This window comes from Glutamicibacter nicotianae, from assembly GCF_006539525.1.
Classification (GTDB): domain Bacteria; phylum Actinomycetota; class Actinomycetes; order Actinomycetales; family Micrococcaceae; genus Glutamicibacter; species Glutamicibacter nicotianae.
Window position 1 is genome coordinate 1 of sequence record NZ_BJNE01000028.1, and the last position, 20,564, is coordinate 20,564.

At 61.7% G+C, this 20,564-nt stretch carries 18 protein-coding genes; 16 read left to right on the forward strand and 2 right to left on the reverse strand.

The annotated features are described in order from the left end of the window. From ANI01nite_RS16230 to secA, 13 genes are all read left to right on the forward strand, one after another. On the forward strand, positions 1 to 1,030 hold a 1,030-nt coding region (locus tag ANI01nite_RS16230; protein ID WP_255314579.1), incomplete at its 5' end, for an ABC transporter substrate-binding protein. Positions 1,031 to 1,175: 145 nt separating this feature from the next. Continuing rightward, a complete protein-coding gene (locus tag ANI01nite_RS16235) occupies positions 1,176 to 2,267 on the forward strand; it encodes an ABC transporter permease (RefSeq protein ID WP_066144207.1) in 1,092 nt (363 codons plus the stop codon). Positions 2,268 to 2,269: 2 nt separating this feature from the next. After that, positions 2,270 to 3,256, forward strand: a complete 987-nt coding sequence (locus ANI01nite_RS16240; protein WP_141359276.1) for an ABC transporter permease — start codon at positions 2,270 to 2,272, stop codon at positions 3,254 to 3,256. Further along, positions 3,253 to 4,947 carry a dipeptide ABC transporter ATP-binding protein gene (locus ANI01nite_RS16245; RefSeq protein WP_141359278.1) on the forward strand — a complete coding sequence of 565 codons (1,695 nt, stop codon included), beginning with the start codon at positions 3,253 to 3,255 and terminating at the stop codon, positions 4,945 to 4,947. Before ANI01nite_RS16240 ends, ANI01nite_RS16245 begins: the two co-directional genes overlap by 4 nt. Before the next feature lie 108 nt (positions 4,948 to 5,055). Beyond that, entirely contained in the window at positions 5,056 to 5,427 is a 372-nt protein-coding gene (locus ANI01nite_RS16250; protein ID WP_141359280.1) for a chorismate mutase, read from the forward strand. Next, the gene (locus ANI01nite_RS16255; protein ID WP_141359282.1) at positions 5,420 to 6,484 is read left to right on the forward strand and encodes a uroporphyrinogen decarboxylase/cobalamine-independent methonine synthase family protein; all 1,065 of its coding nucleotides are present in this window, start codon (positions 5,420 to 5,422) and stop codon (positions 6,482 to 6,484) included. The genes ANI01nite_RS16250 and ANI01nite_RS16255 overlap by 8 nt, the downstream gene beginning before the upstream one ends. Positions 6,485 to 6,620: 136 nt before the next feature. After that, positions 6,621 to 7,301: an MtrAB system response regulator MtrA gene (gene mtrA, locus ANI01nite_RS16260; protein ID WP_038990547.1), complete on the forward strand. Its 681-nt coding sequence runs from the start codon at positions 6,621 to 6,623 to the stop codon at positions 7,299 to 7,301. Next, positions 7,298 to 9,118, forward strand: a complete 1,821-nt coding sequence (gene mtrB / locus ANI01nite_RS16265; RefSeq protein ID WP_141359284.1) for an MtrAB system histidine kinase MtrB — start codon at positions 7,298 to 7,300, stop codon at positions 9,116 to 9,118. Before mtrA ends, mtrB begins: the two co-directional genes overlap by 4 nt. Further along, positions 9,118 to 10,821: an LpqB family beta-propeller domain-containing protein gene (locus ANI01nite_RS16270; protein WP_141359286.1), complete on the forward strand. Its 1,704-nt coding sequence runs from the start codon at positions 9,118 to 9,120 to the stop codon at positions 10,819 to 10,821. Before mtrB ends, ANI01nite_RS16270 begins: the two co-directional genes overlap by 1 nt. A 69-nt stretch (positions 10,822 to 10,890) precedes the next feature. Continuing rightward, positions 10,891 to 11,679: a ComF family protein gene (locus tag ANI01nite_RS16275; protein ID WP_141359288.1), complete on the forward strand. Its 789-nt coding sequence runs from the start codon at positions 10,891 to 10,893 to the stop codon at positions 11,677 to 11,679. Between the two features lie 169 nt (positions 11,680 to 11,848). Continuing rightward, a complete protein-coding gene (gene hpf / locus ANI01nite_RS16280; RefSeq protein ID WP_038990704.1) occupies positions 11,849 to 12,547 on the forward strand; it encodes a ribosome hibernation-promoting factor, HPF/YfiA family in 699 nt (232 codons plus the stop codon). Between the two features lie 20 nt (positions 12,548 to 12,567). Then, the gene (locus tag ANI01nite_RS16285) at positions 12,568 to 13,740 is read left to right on the forward strand and encodes a winged helix-turn-helix domain-containing protein (RefSeq protein WP_073706002.1); all 1,173 of its coding nucleotides are present in this window, start codon (positions 12,568 to 12,570) and stop codon (positions 13,738 to 13,740) included. Between the two features lie 133 nt (positions 13,741 to 13,873). Beyond that, positions 13,874 to 16,528, forward strand: coding sequence for a preprotein translocase subunit SecA (secA, locus tag ANI01nite_RS16290; RefSeq protein ID WP_141359290.1), 2,655 nt, complete (start codon positions 13,874 to 13,876; stop codon positions 16,526 to 16,528). Here secA and ANI01nite_RS16295 read toward each other — a convergent pair. Next, positions 16,525 to 17,049, reverse strand: coding sequence for an Rv3235 family protein (locus ANI01nite_RS16295; RefSeq protein ID WP_141359292.1), 525 nt, complete (start codon positions 17,047 to 17,049; stop codon positions 16,525 to 16,527). The genes secA and ANI01nite_RS16295 overlap by 4 nt on opposite strands. 41 nt (positions 17,050 to 17,090) lie before the next feature. Further along, positions 17,091 to 17,816 (reverse strand): LysM peptidoglycan-binding domain-containing protein, encoded by a 726-nt coding sequence (locus ANI01nite_RS16300; RefSeq protein WP_141359294.1) that lies wholly within the window; start codon positions 17,814 to 17,816, stop codon positions 17,091 to 17,093. A gap of 122 nt (positions 17,817 to 17,938) precedes the next feature. On the opposite strand from ANI01nite_RS16300, the gene ANI01nite_RS16305 reads away from it, so the two are divergent. From ANI01nite_RS16305 to ANI01nite_RS16315, 3 genes are all read left to right on the forward strand, one after another. Beyond that, positions 17,939 to 18,499 (forward strand): hypothetical protein, encoded by a 561-nt coding sequence (locus ANI01nite_RS16305; protein ID WP_038990536.1) that lies wholly within the window; start codon positions 17,939 to 17,941, stop codon positions 18,497 to 18,499. A 90-nt stretch (positions 18,500 to 18,589) separates the two neighbouring features. Further along, entirely contained in the window at positions 18,590 to 19,255 is a 666-nt protein-coding gene (locus ANI01nite_RS16310; RefSeq protein WP_162989304.1) for a CpaB family protein, read from the forward strand. Further along, positions 19,252 to 20,499, forward strand: a complete 1,248-nt coding sequence (locus ANI01nite_RS16315; protein WP_141359295.1) for a MinD/ParA family ATP-binding protein — start codon at positions 19,252 to 19,254, stop codon at positions 20,497 to 20,499. Before ANI01nite_RS16310 ends, ANI01nite_RS16315 begins: the two co-directional genes overlap by 4 nt. Positions 20,500 to 20,564 lie beyond the last annotated feature (65 nt).

The following is a 20,564-nucleotide window of genomic DNA, read 5'->3' on the forward strand; positions in this document are numbered from 1 at the left end:
CAAGGCCTTCGGCGGCCAGTACGTCATTGATTCGTACAACAAGAACAACCTGATCTCGTTCAGCGCCAACGAGTCCTACCAGGGCGTGCTGGGCCCAGCTGCCAATGACAAGGCGGCGATCAAGTACTACGCCGACGCCAACAACCTGAAGCTCGAAGTCCAGGAAGGCAAGATCGACGTCGCATGGCGTTCGCTGACTCCAACCGACATCGAGGACCTGGGCAACGATGAGAACCTCGTGGTCCACAAGGGACCAGGCGGCGAGCTGCGCTACATCGTCTTCAACTTCGATTCCATGCCGTACGGCGCCAAGACCGATGACGCTGATGAAGCGAAGTCGCTGGCCGTGCGCCAGGCCGCCGCGCACCTCGTGGACCGCGAAGCCATCGCGAAGAACGTCTACAAGGACACCTACACCCCGGCCTACTCCTACGTGCCGCAGGGCTTCACCGGTGCGATTGAGCCGCTGAAGGACCTGTACGGCACCGACGGAAAGCCGGATGCCGCCAAGGCCAAGAAGGTTCTGGAGGATGCCGGCGTCGAGACTCCGGTCAAGCTCGCACTGCAGTACAACCCGGACCACTACGGCCCGAACTCCGGTGACGAATACGCACTGGTTGAGAAGCAACTGGAAGCCGATGGCCTGTTCGACGTCGACCTGAAGTCCACCGAATGGGTGACCTACCAGAAGCAGCGCGTCTCGGATTACCCTGCCTACCAGCTGGGCTGGTTCCCTGACTACTCGGACGCCGACAACTACCTGTCGCCGTTCTTCGCCAAGGACAACTTCCTGTCGAACAACTACGACAATCCCGAGGTCGACAAGCTGATCTCCGAGCAGCGCGGCATGACCGACGCTGCCGAGCGCACCAAGGCCATCGAAGAACTGCAGACAATGGTCGCCGAGGATCTGTCCACGCTGCCGCTGCTGCAAGGTGCCCAGGTGGCCATTGCAGGCAAGGACGTCAAGGACGTCGACAAGACCCTGGACGCTTCGTTCAAGTTCCGTCTCGGTGTGCTGAGCAAGTAATTCCGCTCCAGCCTCGCAGACAGCAAACCTGAGGGGATCCGCCACGCGCCAGCATTGGCGCACGCGGTGGATCCCCTTGGCATGCGCCGTCAACGGCAACTCTCCACGGCGCATCGCCATGCATCCTGAACCAAAAGGACAGACGATGACTATCACGTCGCCACCGGGCCAAGAAGCAAGCCCGCTAGCAACACCCAAACCAGCAAAGCAGAAGGGCGGGGGATTCCTCCGCTACCTGATTACCCGATTCTTGCTGATCATTCCCACTGTCTTCATCCTCATCACAGTGGTGTTCTTCCTGATGCGCGTGACCGGCGACCCGATCACCGCGGCCCTGGGCGGACGGCTCACACCGGACCAGCTGGCCCAGCGCATCCACGAAGCCGGCTATGACCGGCCGATCCTGATCCAGTACTTCGAGTACCTGGGCCAGATCGTCACCGGAGACCTGGGCCGCACCATGAGCGATAACCGCGCGGTCACCGAAGTGCTGGCCACCTACGGCGCAGCCACCTTGGAACTGGCCATCAATGCGGTAATCGTCGCGCTGCTGGTCGGCATCCCGCTGGGCCTGGTCGCCGCAAAGTTCCGCGACCGCTACCCCGATGCCGTGCTGCGCATCCTGGCCATCCTCTCCTACGCCACCCCGGTCTTCTTCGCCGGCCTGCTGCTCAAGCTGGTTTTCGGCGTGTGGCTGGGCTGGCTGCCCATCAGCGGACGTGCCGACTGGCAGACCGAACTCGAGCTCACCGGATTGCAGAGCCCCAGCGGCATCTACTGGCTGGACGCGCTGCGCAGCGGCAACATGGAAGCATTCGCCAACGTCACCGAGCATGCGATCCTGCCGGCATTGGCGCTGGGCCTGCTCACCGGCGGCGTGTTCCTGCGCCTGGTGCGCACCAACGCGATTGGCACGCTGGGCCGTGAATACGTCGAAGCCGGCCGCTCGCGCGGTGTCAGCGAATACCGGCTGACCACCAAGCACGCCTACCGCCCGGCATTGATCCCGATCATCACCGTCATGGGCCTGCAAATCGCCATGCTGCTCGGCGGCGCGGTGCTCACCGAGACCACCTTCGAATGGTCGGGGCTTGGCTTCAAGCTTGCCGAATACCTCACCGCCCGCGACTTCGTGGCAGTGCAGGGCATCGTGGTGCTGCTGGCCATCATCGTCGCCGTCACCAACTTCATTGTCGACGTGCTGGCCGCCTTGATCGACCCGAGAGTCAGGTACTAATCATGAGCACAGCAACCCTGCCCGCCTCGAACAAATCCTGGCTTGACCGGCTCCCGGTCATTTCCCACCTGCGCATGTCCTCGGGCCTGCAGCGCGGCATGCTGATTGCCGGCCTGACACTGTCCGGGCTGTTCATCATCACCGCCTTGTTCGCACCGCTGATCGCGCCCTTCGACTTCGCGCAGTCCTCGGACGCCTCGGGCGACTTCCCGCGCCAGGCTGCCCCGGACAGCAAATTCATCTGGGGCACCACCGCCACCGGCTACGACGTGTTCTCGCGCACCCTCTTCGGCGCGCAGACGGCCATGTGGGTGATCCTGGCCGCCGTGGTCATGTCCCTGTTCCTCGGCGTGCTGCTGGGGCTGGTCTCCGGCTACCTCGGCGGCTGGTTCGACCGCATCGCGGTGGTGCTGTCCGACGCGATCTACGCCTTCCCGTCCCTGCTGCTGGCCATCGTGATGTCCATCGTGATCTCGCAGGGCCAGTCTTCGCTCTTCGGCGGCGTGATGGCGGCCGCCATTTCCATCACCGTGGTGTTCATCCCGCAATACTTCCGCGTGGTCCGCGCCGAGGTGATGCGCCTGAAGGCCGAGCCGTTCGTGGAATCCGCCCAGGTGATCGGTGCCAGCCCATGGCGGGTGATGTTCGCCCACCTGCTGCGCAACGCCACCCGCACCCTGCCGCTGATCTTCACGCTCAACGCGACCGAGGCGCTGCTGACCCTGGCCGGCTTGGGCTTCCTGGGCTTCGGTATCGAGCCGACCAGCGCGTCGGAATGGGGCTACGACCTGAACCGCGCAATGTCCGATGCGACCAGCGGCATCTGGTGGACCGGCCTGTTCCCGGGCTTGGCCATCGTGCTCACCGTCATGGGCCTGACCCTGGTGGGCGAGTCCATGAATGACCTCAATGACCCGCGCCTGCGCCGCTTCAGCCGCAAGAAGGCCAAGCGCATCACCCAGTCCGGACAGGTAGGAGCAAGCAAATGACCAATAGTCCTGTCCTCAATCCAGAGGCCAACGCCGGCACCCCGGAGGTGCTGCGCGTCGAGGATCTGAACATCGATTTCGTCACCGACGCGGGCGCCGTGCCAGCGGTGCGCGGTGTCGACCTGCAGGTCAAGACCGGCGAGATCCTGGCTATCGTGGGCGAATCCGGTTCCGGGAAGTCCGTCACCGCACGCACCGCCTTGGGCATCCTTGCCGAGAACGGCGCCTCGCGCGGCGGCGTCTACCTCAAGGGCAAGAACATGCTGACCCTGCGCGGCCACGAGCTGCGCGAAGCCCGCGGCCGGGATGTGGCCATGGTCTTCCAGGAGCCATCCACCGCGCTGAACCCGGTGTACACCGTGGGCTGGCAGATCATGGAGGGCATCCGTGCGCACAACAAGATCTCCAAGAAGGAAGCCAAGGCGCGCGCCATCGAGGCGATGCGCCAAGTCGGTATCCCGGATCCGGAGCAGCGCGTGGACTACTACCCGCACCAGTTCTCCGGCGGGCAGAAGCAGCGCGTGGTCATCGCCGCGGCGCTGGCCCTGAAGCCGGAGCTGATCGTGGCCGACGAGCCGACCACCGCATTGGATGTCACTGTTCAGGCCGAAATCCTGCAGCTGCTGCGCGATTTGCGTGACGAGCTGGGCACCGCGATTGTCATCATCACCCACAATATGGGCGTGGTGGCCGATATCGCGGACCGCGTGATCGTGATGAACCAGGGGCAGATCGTCGAGCAAGCACCGGTGATCCAGCTCTTCGAAGCCCCGCAGGAGGACTACACCAAGTCCCTGCTGGCCGCCGTGCCGCACCTGGGGCGCGAAAGCGCCTCGGAAGGGCTGGCCGAACGCCCGCACCAGGATGCTGAAGTGCTGGTGGAAGCGGCGGGCCTGAAAGTGCATTTCCCCGGTCGCCTCGGCGCTCCGGGCTTCACCGCGGTCAACGAGGTGGACCTGAAGATCCACGCCGGGGAGGTCTACGGCCTGGTCGGCGAGTCGGGATCGGGCAAGACCACCATCGGGCGCAGCATTGCCGGGCTCAACCGCATCACCGGCGGCTCGCTGAAGGTGCTGGGCTACGAAATGGCCCAGTTCAAGGAACGCACCTTCAAGCCGCTGCGCGAGCAGATCGGATTCGTGTTCCAGGATCCAGCGGCGAGCTTCAACCCGCATCTGACCGTGGGCGAATGCGTTGCCGAGCCGCTGGCAGTGCACCGCGACCTGAATCCGCCGCAGACCCGTGCCAAGGTGGCCGAGCTGCTGGAGTCGGTGCAGCTGCCGGCCGGATTCGCGAACCGGTACCCGCACGAGCTCTCCGGCGGCCAGCGCCAGCGCGCCTCGCTGGCCCGCGCCCTGGCCCTGGAACCGAAGCTGCTGATCGCCGATGAGCCAACCAGCGCGTTGGACGTTTCGGTGCAGGCCAAGGTGCTGGAGCTGTTCCGCGAATTGCAGGCCGAACTGGGCTTCGCCGCCCTGTTCGTCTCGCATGACCTGGCAGTGGTCGACCAGCTGGCGACCTGGGTGGGCGTCCTGTTCCGCGGCAGCCTGCTGGAAGAAGGGCTGGGCTCCAAGGTGCTGGCCAACCCGATGCACGAGTACACCCAGCGGCTCATTGCCTCGCTGCCGGTGCCGGACCCGCGCGAGCAAGCCCAGCGCCGCAAGCTGATCGAGCGGCTGAACGGATCCTGAGCCATCGGCAATCAAGGAACCACGGGCATGCCCCGGACACGGATTGGCACCGTGTCCGGGCACGTCACCTTGTGCGCAATCCGGCATGTGAACCCGTAAACTGGTGCCATGAACGAGCCGAAGAACACTGAGACCACCCAGTCATTCGACCCGCACGCGAGCTCGTTGCAGGGCGAGGTGAAGAATGAAGTCCTCGAAGAGCTGTACGCAATCCGCGGCAGCATCGACAACTTCGATGCCCAGCTGGTCTTCCTCTTGGCCGAACGCTTCAAGGCGACCCAGCGCGTCGGAATCCTCAAGGCCAAGCACCAGCTGCCGCCCAGCGATCCGAATCGCGAGAAGGCGCAGATCGAGCGCCTGCGCACCCTCGCCCACGAAGCGCATCTTGACCCGGAATTCGCTGAGAAGTTCTTGAATTTCGTGATTTCTGAAGTCATCCGCCACCACCAGAACATTTCAGACTCGCACAACAATGCCTGAGCAAGAACTGCAGGTCGCTGAACGCCACGATGTCCACGCCACTGCCTTCTGCCAGTTCCCGGGCACCGACCCGCTGGCCATCCATGAAGTGGTGCGCGGCGAGTTGGGCGAGCCCAACCTCGCGGTCTTCCCGCAGCTGCCCGACCGCGGTGTCGGTGCGGACGCGGTAGGCCGCAGCGCCGCGCTGCTGGCAGACCTCGGCTTCGATTTGCAGCCGCATGGCTGGAGGATCGGCGTCAGCGACGGCATCGATGCCCGCCGGGCGCGCAGCATCCTGCGCAGCGACGAGAACCTGCTCGCCGATGTTCTGGGCGCCGAAGCCCGTCCTGCCCAGCGGCTAAAGCTCACCCTGCTCGGACCGTGGACCCTGGCCGCCAGCCTGTACCTGCCCAACGGGGAGCGCGTGATCAGCGATCACGGGGCCCGGCGCGATGTCATCGAGTCCTACGCCCACGGAGCCCGCGAGCAGCTGGACCGCCTGGCCCGCATCACCTCGCTGGCCGACTTCACCATCCAGCTTGATGAGCCGCTGCTGGGCGACGTGCTTGACGGCACCATCAGCACCGCCAGCGGCTACCGGACCCTGCGCTCGATTCCGCGCGCCGAAGTGCGCAGCTCCTATGAGCAGTTCCTCAAGGTGCTCGGCGGCGATTCCCAAGGCCAGCGGGTTGCCTCGCTGCTGAACCTGCCAACCCAGGACGAGCACTGGATTAAACGGGTCGATCTGCTGCACCAGGCCGGTGCCGGCGCGATGGTCATCGACCCTTCCGGCCTGACGCACCGCAAATGGGAACGGGTCGCCGGGCTGGTCGAAGGCGGGGATCGCGTCTTCTTGCAGGTGCTGGCCCCTTCAGAACGGGCCCCGGGTGTTGTCGAGGCGGTGAACTCCATCCTGCGTCCATGGCGCCAGCTGGGATTGGGACTGGGTCAGCTCTGGGCGCTGACCCTGATGCCGCGCGGGGATTTCTCCCGCAGCAGCTCGGCCCAGGCCATCGAGAACCTGCAGCGGCTGGCCAGTTATGCCCAAGCGTTGGAGCAGACACGCGTCGATGCCTAGCCAACGCCCTGATTCCTGCCGGTCACAGCGGAAAAGGGCAGTTGATCATGTATCTTAGGAATAGTGGGGTAGCGGATCTACCCGGTTTGGCCAGTTGGCGGAAAACCTCAGACCTACGGTTTCAGGGGGACATGGGATGAAGGCCCGGATTTTAGTCGTTGACGATGACGAAGCGTTGTCGGAAATGATTGGCATTGTGCTGCAAAACGATGGCTTCGATGCCTCGTTCTGCTACGACGGTTCCGGCGCTCTCGAAGCGTTCCGCGAAGCCAATCCGGACTTGGTGCTCCTTGACCTGATGCTGCCAGGCATCGACGGCATCGAGGTCTGCAAGCAGATCCGTGCCGAATCCGACGTTCCCGTCGTAATGCTCACCGCCAAGTCGGACACTGCCGACGTGGTCCGCGGCCTGGAATCCGGTGCCGACGACTACGTGCCCAAGCCTTTCAAGCCAGCTGAACTGGTAGCCCGCGTGCGTGCACGCCTGCGTCCGAGCGAAACCCACGCCGCAGAGACTTTGCAAGTTGGCGAAGTATCCATCGATGTCGCCGGCCACCGCGTGACCCGCGGATCCGATGTTGTTTCGCTGACTCCGCTGGAATTCGATCTCCTGGTGACCATGGCCCGAAAGCCTTGGCAGGTCTTCAGCCGCGAGCAGCTGTTGGAAGCGGTCTGGGGCTACCGCCATGCGGCAGATACCCGCCTGGTGAACGTCCACGTGCAGCGCCTGCGCTCGAAGATTGAAATCGATCCAGAGAAGCCGCAGATCATCCAGACCGTTCGCGGTGTCGGATACAAGGCTGGTTCGGCAAGTTGAGTTCGCACACGTCGGCCGGTACAGAGTTGGTTCCGGTCGATGTGCATGTCCATTCGCAGTCCAAGCCCGCGCGGTGGAGCAATATCGAGCAGTGGATCAAGCGCCCGTGGCACACGGCCAAGCTGCGCTGGCAACGCCACCTGCTGTTCCGCACCGTCATATCGACGCTGCTTTTCACCGCTTTGGCCCTGGTTGCGGCAGGCGCCTTCCTCTCCAACCAGATCGCGTCCACGCTCTACGAGGAGCGCGTCAACCAGATATCCAAGGAATCCGAGCGCGGCTTGACCCAGGCGCGCTCGATTCTTGAATCGGCATCCACCACCGACCGCGCCTCCACCCAGGCCCTGGTGAATTCCACCTTGGCTTCGCTGGAAGGCGATGGCGCAACCGTGGTGCGCGATTTCGTGCTGATGCCCATTGCCGGCGACCAAAGTCTTTATGTCGGTCCGATGGCTTCCGGTTCGCTGACCACCCGTGTGATCCCCGGCGATCTCGCGGAGCGGGTTGCAGGGGAGCAAGGCATCTATTGGCGTTCCATTGAACTGGGGGCCGATAACGCAACCAAGCCCGGACTCATCGTCGGCACCAAAGTCCTGATTCCGCCTGGCCGCGAATACGGTTTGTACCTGGTCTATGACCTGTCCAGCGTGCAGGACACCCTCGAATTCATCAACCGCGCAATGGCTTTCACCGGCCTCATCCTGCTGGCTGTCGTAGGCTTCGTCGCGTGGTCGGTGGCCCGCACAGTGGTCCGCCCGGTGGCCGATGCCGCCTACGTTTCGGAGAGGATTGCCTCCGGTGATCTGGACCGGCGAATGAAGGTCGCAGGCAAGGACGAGGTGGCCCGATTGGGTACTGCCTTCAACCACATGGCGCACTCGCTGCAAGAGCAGATCACGGCGCTGAATAATCTCTCGGCCATGCAGCAGCGCTTCGTCTCCGACGTCTCGCATGAACTGCGCACCCCGCTGACCACCGTGCGCATGGCGGCCGAAGTGATCCACGATGCCCGCGAAGACTTCGATCCGCTGACCGCGCGCTCGGCTGAACTGATGTACAACCAAATCGAGCGTTTCCAGCACCTGCTCAACGACCTGCTGGAAGTATCCCGCTTCGATGCCGGTGTTGCGGTGCTTGACCGCGAATCCACCGACTTGAACGTCATTGCCCGCAAGGTCATTGACATCGCCACCCCGGTAGCCGATGAATACGGTTCGCTCATCCGCCTGAACGCGCCGAGCGAAGGCTGCGTCGCAGAGGTTGATCCGCGCCGGGTCGAGCGCGTCATCCGCAACCTGGTGCTCAACGCGGTGGAGCATGGCGAAAGCAAGCCGATCGACATCACCATCGGATCCAACCAGAACGCGGTAGCGGTCACCGTGCGGGACTACGGCATCGGCATGACCGAGGAAGCATGCAACCATGTCTTCGACCGATTCTGGCGTGCCGACCCCGCCCGTGCACGGACGACCGGAGGCTCCGGCCTCGGCCTGTCCATCTCCATGGAAGACACCCGGTTGCACGACGGCCGGCTGGAAGCATGGGGCAAGCCGGGCATCGGATCGGTGTTCCGCCTGACCTTGCCGTGCAGCGAAGGCCTGGAAATCGTGTCGTCGCCGCTTCCATTGGAACCGCCAGTTCCGGAGAGCCTGGCTAGCGTCATACTGGGGGACAGCTTCCCGCTGACCGGCGAGGTGCCGAAGATCGGGTATACCCCGCTGGTTCTCGATCCGGATATGGATGAGGAACAGCTGCATGATGATGTCACCGATCCGACCCTGGGCAGCAGCGAACAGAAGAAGGAAGGGGAGAACTGATGAGGAAGAGAATCTTTTCCAGCCTCGCCATCATTCTCTCAGCGGCGCTCGCGCTCTCGGGCTGCGCTTCGATTCCCAGGACTTCCACTGTCCAGCAGATCGAGGCCGAGACCGATGCCAGCGGCGCCGAAAGCTACAGCTACGCGGCGGAGGGGCCTGCAGCAGGTGCTGACGCGCGGGCCATCGTCGAAGGTTTCGTCGAGGCAGGCCGCTCGGTATCCGAGGACTACGCGGTCGCCCGCGAATTCATGGACGCGCAGCTGAGCAACACCTGGCGTGGCGACACGCAGACGCTGATCTACGATGCCTTCAACGTGGTCAACGGCGCGGATGCGAACCAGTACACGGTTCAGCTCGAAATCACCGGCGAAGTCGATGAGCATGGCGTGCGCACCAACTACCCGGATCATTCCACCCGCGCCGTGGATATCGAGGTCGCCAAGGTGGACAATGAATGGCGCATCACCAAGGCTCCGGACGGCACGATGCTCGAAGCCTCGACGTTCACCAAGATCTTCGCGGCGCAGACCCTGTACTTCTACGACTCGAGCTTCGCCTACCTGGTACCCGACATCCGCTGGTTCACCTCGGGTTCGGGCACCACCACCTCGATGGTGGAGGCCTTGCTGGACGGCCCGGCGCCGTACCTGCAAAATGCCGTCATCTCCGCTTTTTCAACGGCCAGCGAGCTGGTGCGTTCCGCGGTGCCGGTGCGCGATGGCGAAGCCACCATCGACTTGAATTCCAATACCTTCGCGGAAGCCACCGACCGGAGCATCCTGCTGATGCGCCAGCAGCTGGAAACCACGCTGACCGGCCTTGCCTCGGTGGACTCGGTCAAGCTGCTTCGCGAGGAAAACGAAGTCAACCTGTCCACCGAGGACACGAATATCGAGCCGGCGAAGGTCAACCCCAGCACGCAGGATACATTGATCGGCATTTCGGACCAGTACCTGGTCTACGTCAAGGGGCTGTCGATCATCCCGGTGGGCGGGGTGCCGGATATTTCCGGCTACGACCCGCGCGACCCGGCCATGTCCCCGGTCGGCAATCGCTATGCCTTCCTCAATGGCCGCCGCACCCAGCTGTGGGGCATCGACGACAGCGGCCAGCTGCGGCTTTCGCTTGAAGGCCAGGAGCTGATCCAGCCGTCAATGGATCTGGCCGGCTGGACCTGGACCGCGGATAACGGGGCATCCACACCGATCAGGGCGGTCCCTGCCGACACCGAAATGAAGGGCGAGGCCCGTCCCATCGACGTGGCCTGGCTGGAAGGCGCCCAGATCGATTCACTGCGGATTTCCCGCGACGGCGCGCGGGCCCTGATCGTGGCCACCGAGGGCAACAGCACTTCGGTCTACGTCGCCGGAGTGATTCGAGATGCTGAAGGCGTTCCACGCGGGCTCACGGATTCGCCAATGAAGATCTACCCAGAAGTACCGGTTAACACCGCATTATGGGATTCCGACAGCTCCATCATCGTTGCCGAGCTCGGTGATGACGAAGCCGTTGAAGCGGCCCAGATTACCTTTGAAGGCGGCAGCGAGCACCTGCAGCTGCTGCTGGGCATGGTCGGCATCGCTACCGGGGTCGGCAACCGGCGCGAGGTATATGCCGAGACCAATGAAAAACTGTATACCCGGGTCGGAAACTCATGGCATGAGCTTGACGATTTCGCCCAGGATGTCGCCTATCCAGGTTAAGCCGGGGCCGGTTCCACAGTTCGCCGGCGGCTAGTCCGGCCCAGTCGGATCATCCGCCATTCTGGCCGCATGGAGATTCCCCAGGAGTATTTGCGCTTCCTTGATGAGCTGTGCTGCAGCCGATCCCTGCGCTGGCTGGGATTCGGCACCAGGGAACTTGCCAACTTCCTGCTGCCCGCCAGTTGCGCGGTCTGCGGCCGAGCAGATTTTCGGCTTTGCCCCGAATGCCGCAGCGAGATCCAACGCCAGCTGAGCCTGCCGCCATTGCCCGACAACCAGCATCTCTACGTCGAGCTTCCGGCGCTCGGGCTGCAGCTCCCAGTGACGTCTTGCGGCACCTACGGCAAGGCGCTGGCTCGCGGATTACTGGCCTACAAGAACAAGCAGCGCTACTTCCTGGGCGCCGTCTTCGCCCCGTATCTGGCTGCCGCGCTGAACGCGGGGTGCATCCCGCAACGTCGGAACCTTCCTACTCTGGTGGTGCCGGTGCCCAGTTCCCTCAAAGCCATGGCGCAGCGAGGATACTCGCCGGTGATGACCATGCTGGAGCACGGACAAGCTCGGGGGCTGCTCTCGGCAGCTCTCCAGTGCCGTTCGCTGCTTCACTACCGTCTGGGTTCCGCGCTGGGAGGTGCGCAGAAAACCAAGAGCGGCTCAGACCGGCGCGGCGGCCAAACCCACTTCGTTGCCGAGCGTGCCAGCACCATAGGCCAGCCGGTTATCCTGGTCGACGACGTGCTCACCACCGGTTCTACCTTGCGGCACGCGGCCATGGCCTGCCATGAGGCAGGATATGACGTCACCTGCGCCGTCGTTCTGGCATTGACGAAACCGCCCAATACCGGCCCTGAACAGTGATTACGCTAAACGCGATCGGAATTTGTGGGCCTGGATACTTGAATCTTGGCCACGGTGGCATAAGGTGAAGTATGGGTTGCATCACAGATGCAGCGAAAAGCCCATCTTCAGTCCGGAAGGATGGATCTTTCGGACTGTTGTGTCACCCGACTCTCTATTGGAGGACACCATGGAGCTGAACTACAGCGGACGAAACATCACCATTTCGGATCGTTTCCGTGAGTATGTTGATGAGAAAATCACCAAGGTCGACCAGCTGGCCACGAAAGTGCAGCGCATCGACGTCAAGGTCCTCAAAGAAGCACATGCTCGTGATCAGAGCACTGCACTGTCCGTTGAGTTGACCGTTGTTGGCCGTGGTCCAGCAATTCGAGCCGAGGCTCGTGGTGCAGACAAGTTCGCGGCTTTCGACATCGCGTTCGCCAAACTGCTTGAACGCCTGCGCAAGGCCCGTGACAAGCGCAAGGTCCACCGTGGCAACCACACTCCTGTAGCTGTCCACCAGGCAACCGGCAGCCTGCCAACTGCATCCAGCGGCAAGACGCTGGTTGAAGAAACCATTGAAGCCCAGAAGGCCGCGGAAGCTGCCGAAGCAGAGGCCAACGCCGAGTACTCGCCAGTGGTCATCCGCCGCAAGTCCTTCCCGGCTGAAGTGATGAGCGTGGATGACGCTGTGGATCGCATGGAATTGGTCGGCCACCCGTTCTACTTGTTCATCGACGAGGCCACCGGTGAGCACGCTGTGGTCTATGGCCGTACCCAGTACCAGTACGGTGTCATCACCCTGGACCCATCGCTGAACGCCAACGAAGAAGCCACCAAGGAAACTCGTGGCTATCGTGATAAAGCACTGGCTGCCGAAGGCTAGTCATCGCAACTGCAACTAGCATGGGCGGCCAACGCAACCTCAGCCTCTCACAGGCACGGAGAGTCGCGTTGGCCGCCCAAGGCCTGTCCAAAGGCAGGAAAGAACAAGCTGTCACCGCACGGAAAATCGCCACTGCCATTAGTGGCATTGCGCAATTGCAGATTGACTCGGTGAACGTGGTTCGCCGGGCCCACTACATGCCGATGTTCGCCCGGCTCGGCTCTTATGACACCGGCATCCTGGATCAGCTGTTGGCCAAGCCGCGCAGCCCGATCACCGAGTATTGGGCCCATGAGGCTTCGGTGGTCAGTTCCGAGCTGATTCAAGACCTGCGCGTATGGCAGCGCCGTACCTGGGTAGACCGATCGGACGGGTTCTCCGCAGAACAGCTGGAGCTCTCGGATCGCGTCCTTGACTATTTGTCCGAGAATCCCGGCTCCAGCGCACGGCAAATCAGCCGCGCGCTGGATGTCGCCCCGGTCCAGGAAAAATCGCATTGGGGATGGAACTGGAATGACACCAAGTTCGTCACCGAATCGCTTTTCGCCCAGGCCAAGATCCTCTCGCTGGGACGCAACTCCCAGTTCGAACGCCGTTACGCACTGGCGGCGGATGTCGTTGGCGAGCAAGGAGAAGTTGATACGCCGCACCGGCAGGAAGCCCTCGCCCGTTTGGTCGCCCGCGCCATGGATGCCCTGGGGATTGCCACCGCTCACTGCGTCGCAGAATACTTCCGGCTACCCATGCGCGCTGCCAAGGAAGAGCTCGCGCGGCAAGCGCACGACGGGCACGTCGAAGAAGTGGCCGTTACCGGCATCTCCGAGCCCTGCTATCTGCAGGCCGGGACCAAGATCCCGCGCAAGGTCGATCACGACCTGCGTTTGCTCTCGCCTTTCGACTCGATGGTTTTCAACCGCCGCCGGCTGGAAATGTTCTTCGGGTTCGAGTACCGTATCGAAATCTATGTGCCGGAAAAGCTGCGCCGCTATGGCTACTACGTCTTCCCGATGCTCTACGGCGAAGAATTCGTGGGTCGAGTGGATCTGAAAGCCGACCGGGCCAAGTCGGTGCTGCATGCTAAGCAGGTGCACTACGAACCGGGCATCGATGCCGGCATCGAACCTGAATTGCGAGCCGAGCTGGATCGACTAGCGCGCTGGCTGGATCTTGGAGAAGTGAAAATCGGGCTGTGAAAGGCCTGTTGCCCGGATCGCCGTTCGCTATAAGAACAGTGCAAACGGGATTGAAATAGACAAATGCGCTGTTTTCCTCACGTAGACTGAAGACGCCAGAAATTACTGTGCTTGAGATATTGGGAGCTACCACGTGGCATCATTGCTAGAACGTATTTTGCGTACCGGCGACAAGAAGACCTTGAAGACTCTTCGTAAGTACGCCGACACGATCAATACGTTGGAAGTCGAAATTCGCGAACTTTCGGACGAAGAGCTCAAGGGTGAAACCGACAAGTTCCGCGAACGTTTGGCTAACGGCGAGACGTTGGATGACCTGCTCCCAGAAGCTTTTGCAGTGGTCCGCGAGGCCTCGGACCGTGTCCTTGGCATGCGCCACTTCGATGTCCAGCTCATGGGCGGCGCCGCCCTGCACATGGGAAACATTGCGGAAATGCGCACCGGCGAAGGCAAGACCCTGGTAGCGACCGCACCGGCCTACCTGAACGCCTTGACCGGCAAGGGCGTGCACGTGGTGACCACCAACGACTTCCTGGCCCAATACCAGTCGGATCTGATGGGCCGCGTCTTCCGCTTCCTCGGCTTGAGCTGCGGCTGCATCCTTTCGAACCAGAAGCCTGCCGAGCGCCGCAAGCAGTATGAAGCCGATATCACCTACGGCACGAACAATGAATTCGGCTTCGACTACCTGCGCGACAACATGGCGTGGAGCAAGGACGAGCTGGTCCAGCGCGGCCACCACTTCGTCATCGTCGACGAGGTCGACTCCATCCTCATCGACGAGGCCCGTACGCCGCTGATCATTTCCGGTCAGGCCTCGGGCGACGTGAACCGCTGGTACACCGAATTCTCCAAGATCGTTTCGCGCCTGAAGCGCGAAGACGATTACGAGGTCGACGAGAAGAAGCGCACCATCGGCGTGCTGGAGACGGGCATCGAAAAGGTCGAGGACTACCTCGGCATCGACAACCTCTATGAAGCCAACAACACCCCGCTGATCGGCTTCTTGAACAACGCCATCAAGGCCAAGGAACTGTTCAAGAAGGACAAGGACTACGTCGTGGTCAACGGCGAAGTCATGATCGTCGACGAGCACACCGGCCGCGCGCTGCAGGGCCGCCGCTACTCCGAGGGCATGCACCAGGCAATCGAGGCCAAGGAAAGCGTTGAGATCAAGGCCGAGAACCAGACCTTGGCCACCGTGACCTTGCAGAATTACTTCCGCATGTACGAGAAGATCTCCGGGATGACCGGCACGGCGCAGACCGAGGCCGCTGAATTCATGAGCACATACAAGCTCGGCGTGGTGGAAATTCCTACCAATAAGCCTGCTATCCGCATGGACCAGTCGGACTACATCTACAAGAATGAAGTCTCCAAGTTCAACGCTGTGGTCGAGGACATCGCCGCGCGCCATGCTACCGGGCAGCCGATCCTGGTGGGCACCACCAGCGTCGAGAAGAGCGAATACCTCTCGCGCCTGCTGTCCAAGAAGGGCATCCGCCACGAGGTGCTCAATGCCAAGCAGCACGCTCGCGAAGCTGCAGTCGTCGCGATGGCCGGCCGCAAGAACGCTGTCACCGTTTCCACCAACATGGCCGGCCGCGGTACCGACATCATGCTCGGCGGCAACGCGGAATTCCTTGCCGTGGCCGAGATGGAACGCCGCGGCCTGGATGCCGAGAACAACCCGGAGGAGTACAACAAGCTCTGGGACGAGGTCTTTGCCAAGGCCAAGGAAACAGTTGCCAAGGAGGCGAAGGAAGTTGCGGAGCTTGGCGGCCTGTATGTGCTGGGCACCGAGCGCCACGAATCACGCCGCATCGACAACCAGCTTCGCGGCCGTTCCGGTCGCCAGGGCGACCCGGGCGAATCGCGCTTCTACCTGTCGATGACCGATGACCTGATGCGCAGGTTCAACTCCGGCATGGCCGAACGCATCATGAACAACCCGTCCATGCCAGATGATGTGGCGCTGGAATCCAAGATGGTGTCCCGTGCCATCGAATCCGCCCAGGCCCAGGTGGAAGGCGTCAATGCCGAGCAGCGCAAGAACGTGCTGAAGTACGATGACGTGATGAACCGCCAGCGCGAAGCGATCTACGCTGACCGCCGTTCCATCCTGGAAGGCGGGGACCTCGAAGAAAAGGTCGGCCATTTCCTCGAGGATGTCGTCAAGGCCATGGTCCTGGAAGCAACCCAGGTTGGCGACCCGGACGAGTGGGAGCTCAAGCAGCTGTGGACCAACCTCAAGCAGTTGTACCCGATTGGCATCACCATGGATGAAGTCATCGAAGAGGCTGGAGGCGTGGGGCACCTGTCCGCGCAGTTCCTGGAACGCGAGATCCTCTCGGATGCCCAGTACCAGTACGAAGAGCGCGAGAAGCTGGTAGGTTCCTCCACCATGCGTGACCTGGAACGCCGTGTCGTGCTCTCCACCATTGGCCGCAAGTGGCAGGAGCACCTGTACGAGATGGATTACCTCAAGGAAGGCATCGGCCTGCGTGCCATGGCCCAGCGCGACCCTCTGGTCGAGTACCAGCGCGAGGGCTACACCATGTTCCAGACCATGATGGAAGGCATCCGCGAGGAAAGCATCGGCACGCTCTTCAATTTGGAGATCCCCACCGGCGCCGAGGCGGCCGCCGCACCGGTGATCGACGAATCAGCGAAGCCGAAGAACCTGCAGTTCACCGGACCGGATGAAGATGGTGAAGCCAGCACCACCCGCGCCCAGGCTTCTTCGAGCAAGAAGAAGACCAAGAACAAGAAGGCGAAGCGCAGCTAGATCAGCTCCATATCCGTCACCTGCCACCGTCCGTGCCAAGGCTCAATTTTCAGGGCCACGGCACGGACGCGGTATTTAAATCCCAGGATAACTGTGCATTCCCAAGAGCCCGACAAGCAGCGATCCAGGTGCAAGGAGATGATCTGGCCGTGCGCTGTGCCCGGCAGCGGTTCGAGCGTGTAGCTCGCTGTTTCCAGCAGGGCACGTCGCCGGAGCTTGGCGATGCACGAAGGCTCCATCACGAATGCCAGCTGATTGACGGTACGATAACCGGCCACGATTTCGAAGACTGCACGGGCTACGGCGTGGGAAATTTCTATGATCGCCCGGTGCTCGGTACGGTAAACGGCCGAGCGGTGGAAGATATTGTCCAAGGCTCGACGCAGGTGCGCCGGCGCTTGGCATGGGGCGGTTTCCGGAACGGTTTGCGCCGGGATCGGCTCGGTGTGATTGGCAGCGTAGACGTCTGGATTGTAGTAGCTGGTGTTGGCGCTACGCGGGCTGATGGCTATGGTGCTCATGATGACTCCTCAGTGGGTTCGGGTGATGGTCGTGATGGGGGCTAGCTCGCTGGCGGCAGTTCAAGCACTGTGCCGATGCGCAGCAGGTCAGGGTCGGCGCCGATGGTCTTTTTGTTGTGCTGGTAGATCTTGGGCCAATAAGCGGAAATCTCTTCCACGGTGGCCTGCGCTCCCAGATGCTCAGCGGCAATGCTCCACAGGTTCTGCCCTTCGGCGACCACCACTTCGTTGCGCTGCACCGCGCGTTGGCGAGGATGGTTCGTGCCTGGGGATACGAGCGGGCTCAGCGGAACGCTCATGGCTTCGGGGAACCACTGCGGGCTGGGTACCGAGGTCTGCTGGCGGACCGGATAGCTGGCCAGCTCGTGGTTGGCTCTGTCGCTCGCCGGGGACTGTGCCAGCGAAGCTGGCAGGGGCTCGCCCGCATAGGCAACGGCAACCGAGGAGAAAGCAATTGAGGTTCCAAGCATTGAGCCGAGGATCCTCTTGCTCAGTCTGGGTGCGAATCGCTGGAAGAACCGCGTCAATTTCAGTTTCTTGTGGGTGAACGCCCAGCGGATCAGCTGGGCCAAGGCCATCCGCAGCAGGTACAGCGCGAGCAGGGTGAGGAACGAAAAGCTGACGAGAAGCCTGATGTAGTCAACTGTGGTGCGCTGGTCGCCCACGGATTGGACGTAGCCGGTGATCCACTGGATTCCCACGTAGATAATGACCATTGATGCTGCCGAGAAGAGCAGCAGCATGAATTTTCGTCGCTGGCGAGACATCTAAACCATCTCCTTGAATGAGATTTGATGTCATTTGATGATGTTTGATATTTATAGTTGCACTTAGAGATAGTTTTGTGAATAGGGTTACGCAAAAATGTTTAGTCTCGTACAGTTGGCGCATGCGGTGGGATTCGCTGTTCGATGACTTGGAGGCTCAGCTAGCTGAACAGAGCCGAGCGCAGTTGCGCGACGAAATTGCCGAAAACGTCAGGGCCGAACGGGCGACTGCAGAACTTTTGCCCACACTGATGCGGTTCCATGGACGTGAATTGTGCCTCAGACTGGCCGGGGGAACGGAGCTTCGCGCAAAGCTCGGTCCATGCGCCGCAGATTATATCTGCCTTGAAACAGAGCAGGCGCAGTGGGTCGTCCGCAGTGCCGCAGTAGAATCCTTCTCGCTTCCGCAGGGGCGCGTCACTGCTGCGGGACAACGCGCACCTGGCAGCGCGGTGAAGTTTTCCACCGTTCTGCGTGGGATGCTTCGGGATCGAGCTCGATGCCACGTTTTTAGCCGCGCGGGAGGCTCATTGGCTGAAGGAACGCTGACGCAGGTAGCCAGGGATTTCCTGGTAATTCTGGTGCATCCTCGCGATGAATTCGCCAGAGCGAAGCAAGCCTCATCGCAATTGCTGATACCACTCGATGCCATCGGATGGGTCGAAGCGGTCAACCTCTCGTAATCCACAAGTGCGCTAGAGGTCTTTCCAGCAGGCCCAACTTGTCGTAGGCTCACCATCCATAAGCACCCATGCTGGCGGAAGGTCAATGCCTTGATCACAGAACAGATCGCCCAGGACGCGCGGACAAACACTGCATCACGTGTGCGACGGCCCAGCTGGAAGGACCCGCGCTTAGCACTCGGTGCCGTGCTCGTGGTCGCGTCGGTTGCAGGAACCGTGTACTTGGTCGGTGAATTGCATCAGACCTCGACGGTGTATGTGGCCAGCACGAATATCACCCTTGGCGAGAAACTGACAAGCGAGAACATGAAAACTCAAGAAGTCCAGCTTGGCGGAACGCTTGAAAACTATCTGCACACAAATGCGGAGCTCGGCGAGGAAGCCCGCGCGAATACCTTTATCAGCGCTGGGCAATTGATACCTGTCACCTCAATTACGCACAGCGACCTCGGATCGCGCAGGCCGGTCAATGTCGAACTCCCGGCAGACCTCTCTTCTTCGATCACGCCAGGCAGCTTCGTCGACGTCTGGATTGCCAAGCGTGAAAGCAGCGGCAACACCTACGGAATCCCGGAAAAGCTTTCGTCCATGGTCGAAGTCGCTGCACGCGTTGAGAGCGGCGGGGGACTGGTGGGAACCCATGGCACCAACCTGGAACTGCTGGTCGAACCTAACCAACTCGAACCGCTGCTCCAGGCGCTGGCCAACGAATCGAGAATCATCGTCGTCTACAACCCGGCAGGAACCGCGCAATGAGCATCTCGGTCGTGGTGCTCGGCGACCAGGAGAAAATCGTCCGGCAAATAGAAGGCTACCGTGGCGAACTGATGGTCACCCGGGCTTGCGCCGATATCGCTGAAGCCATCGCTGCCTGCGATACCGGAATGGCTGACGCGCTGATCATCGCGGACGCCCAGCTGGTGCCACCCATGGAACAACTCGATGCGCTCTTGCTGCAGCAGACAGCAGTGGTCCTGCTCTTTGACCGGCCTGAAAACTGGCAGCCTTTGCCAGACGTTCTGCATTTGCCGTCCGCTTCAGCCATGGCCGAGCTCGAAGGACGCATCAGAACCGCCGTTCAGTCCCTGACTCATGCCGGAGCCGACGCCGCGCTCGGCGGATTCGAGCCGGAGGACGATGGCAACGGGCAAAGCGGCCGAATAGTCAGCTTCTGGAGCGCCCCAGGGTCTCCCGGGCGCAGCACCGTAGCACTGAACTACGCAGTGGAAGTTGCAGGAGCAGGAAAAACCGTGGTGCTTCTTGACGCCGACACCTATGCCGCCAGCATCGCCATTCAATTGGGGCTCATGGACGAGTCGGCTTCAATCGCGCAGTTATGCCGCGCCATCGACGTCGGTACTTCGGATGTGGCCCGGCTCGACGCCGCATGTTCCCTGGTCCAGGTCGGGGAGGCGACCATGCGCGTGGCTACCGGAATTCCACGTGCCAGCCGGTGGCCCGAAGTCCGTGCCTCGGCGCTGCGTCGAGCTGCGATGCTGCTCAAGGTCCACTACGACTATGTCGTACTGGATTTGGCTCCGTATATTGAACTCGACGAACAGCTCAGTTTCGATACTCAAGCACCACAGCGCAACGCTGTCACGGTGGAGATGCTGCAGTGCTCCGATGAGCTGTTCATGATCGTGCGCGCCGACAGCCTGGGAATTCCGCGTGCGCTTCGGGCCATCGACGAACTTGACGAAGCGCTGCCCGGACTGAAGCCGAGAATAGTCTTCAATCGGGTGGGTTCCAGCAGCACCGGACGCAACCCGAAACGCAGGTTGATCGAAGCGTGGGACAGGTTCGGTCCGACCCACGACGTCGCCGGGTACCTGCCCGAGGACCATGCCGTGTGCAACGCGTCTGTGCTCGGTGGAAGTCCGTTGCTTGAAATCGCCCCAAAGTGTTTATTGCGTACGGAAATACGGGCTTTGGCGGGCATAAAATCCACGGATTCAGCCAAGAAACGGAATAGTCGTCGAATTCGCACCGAAGCTTGAACCGCAGAGTTGAAAACCGAGTAATGTGGGTAAAACTAGATACCCGCAAAGGCGCGGGTTAATCG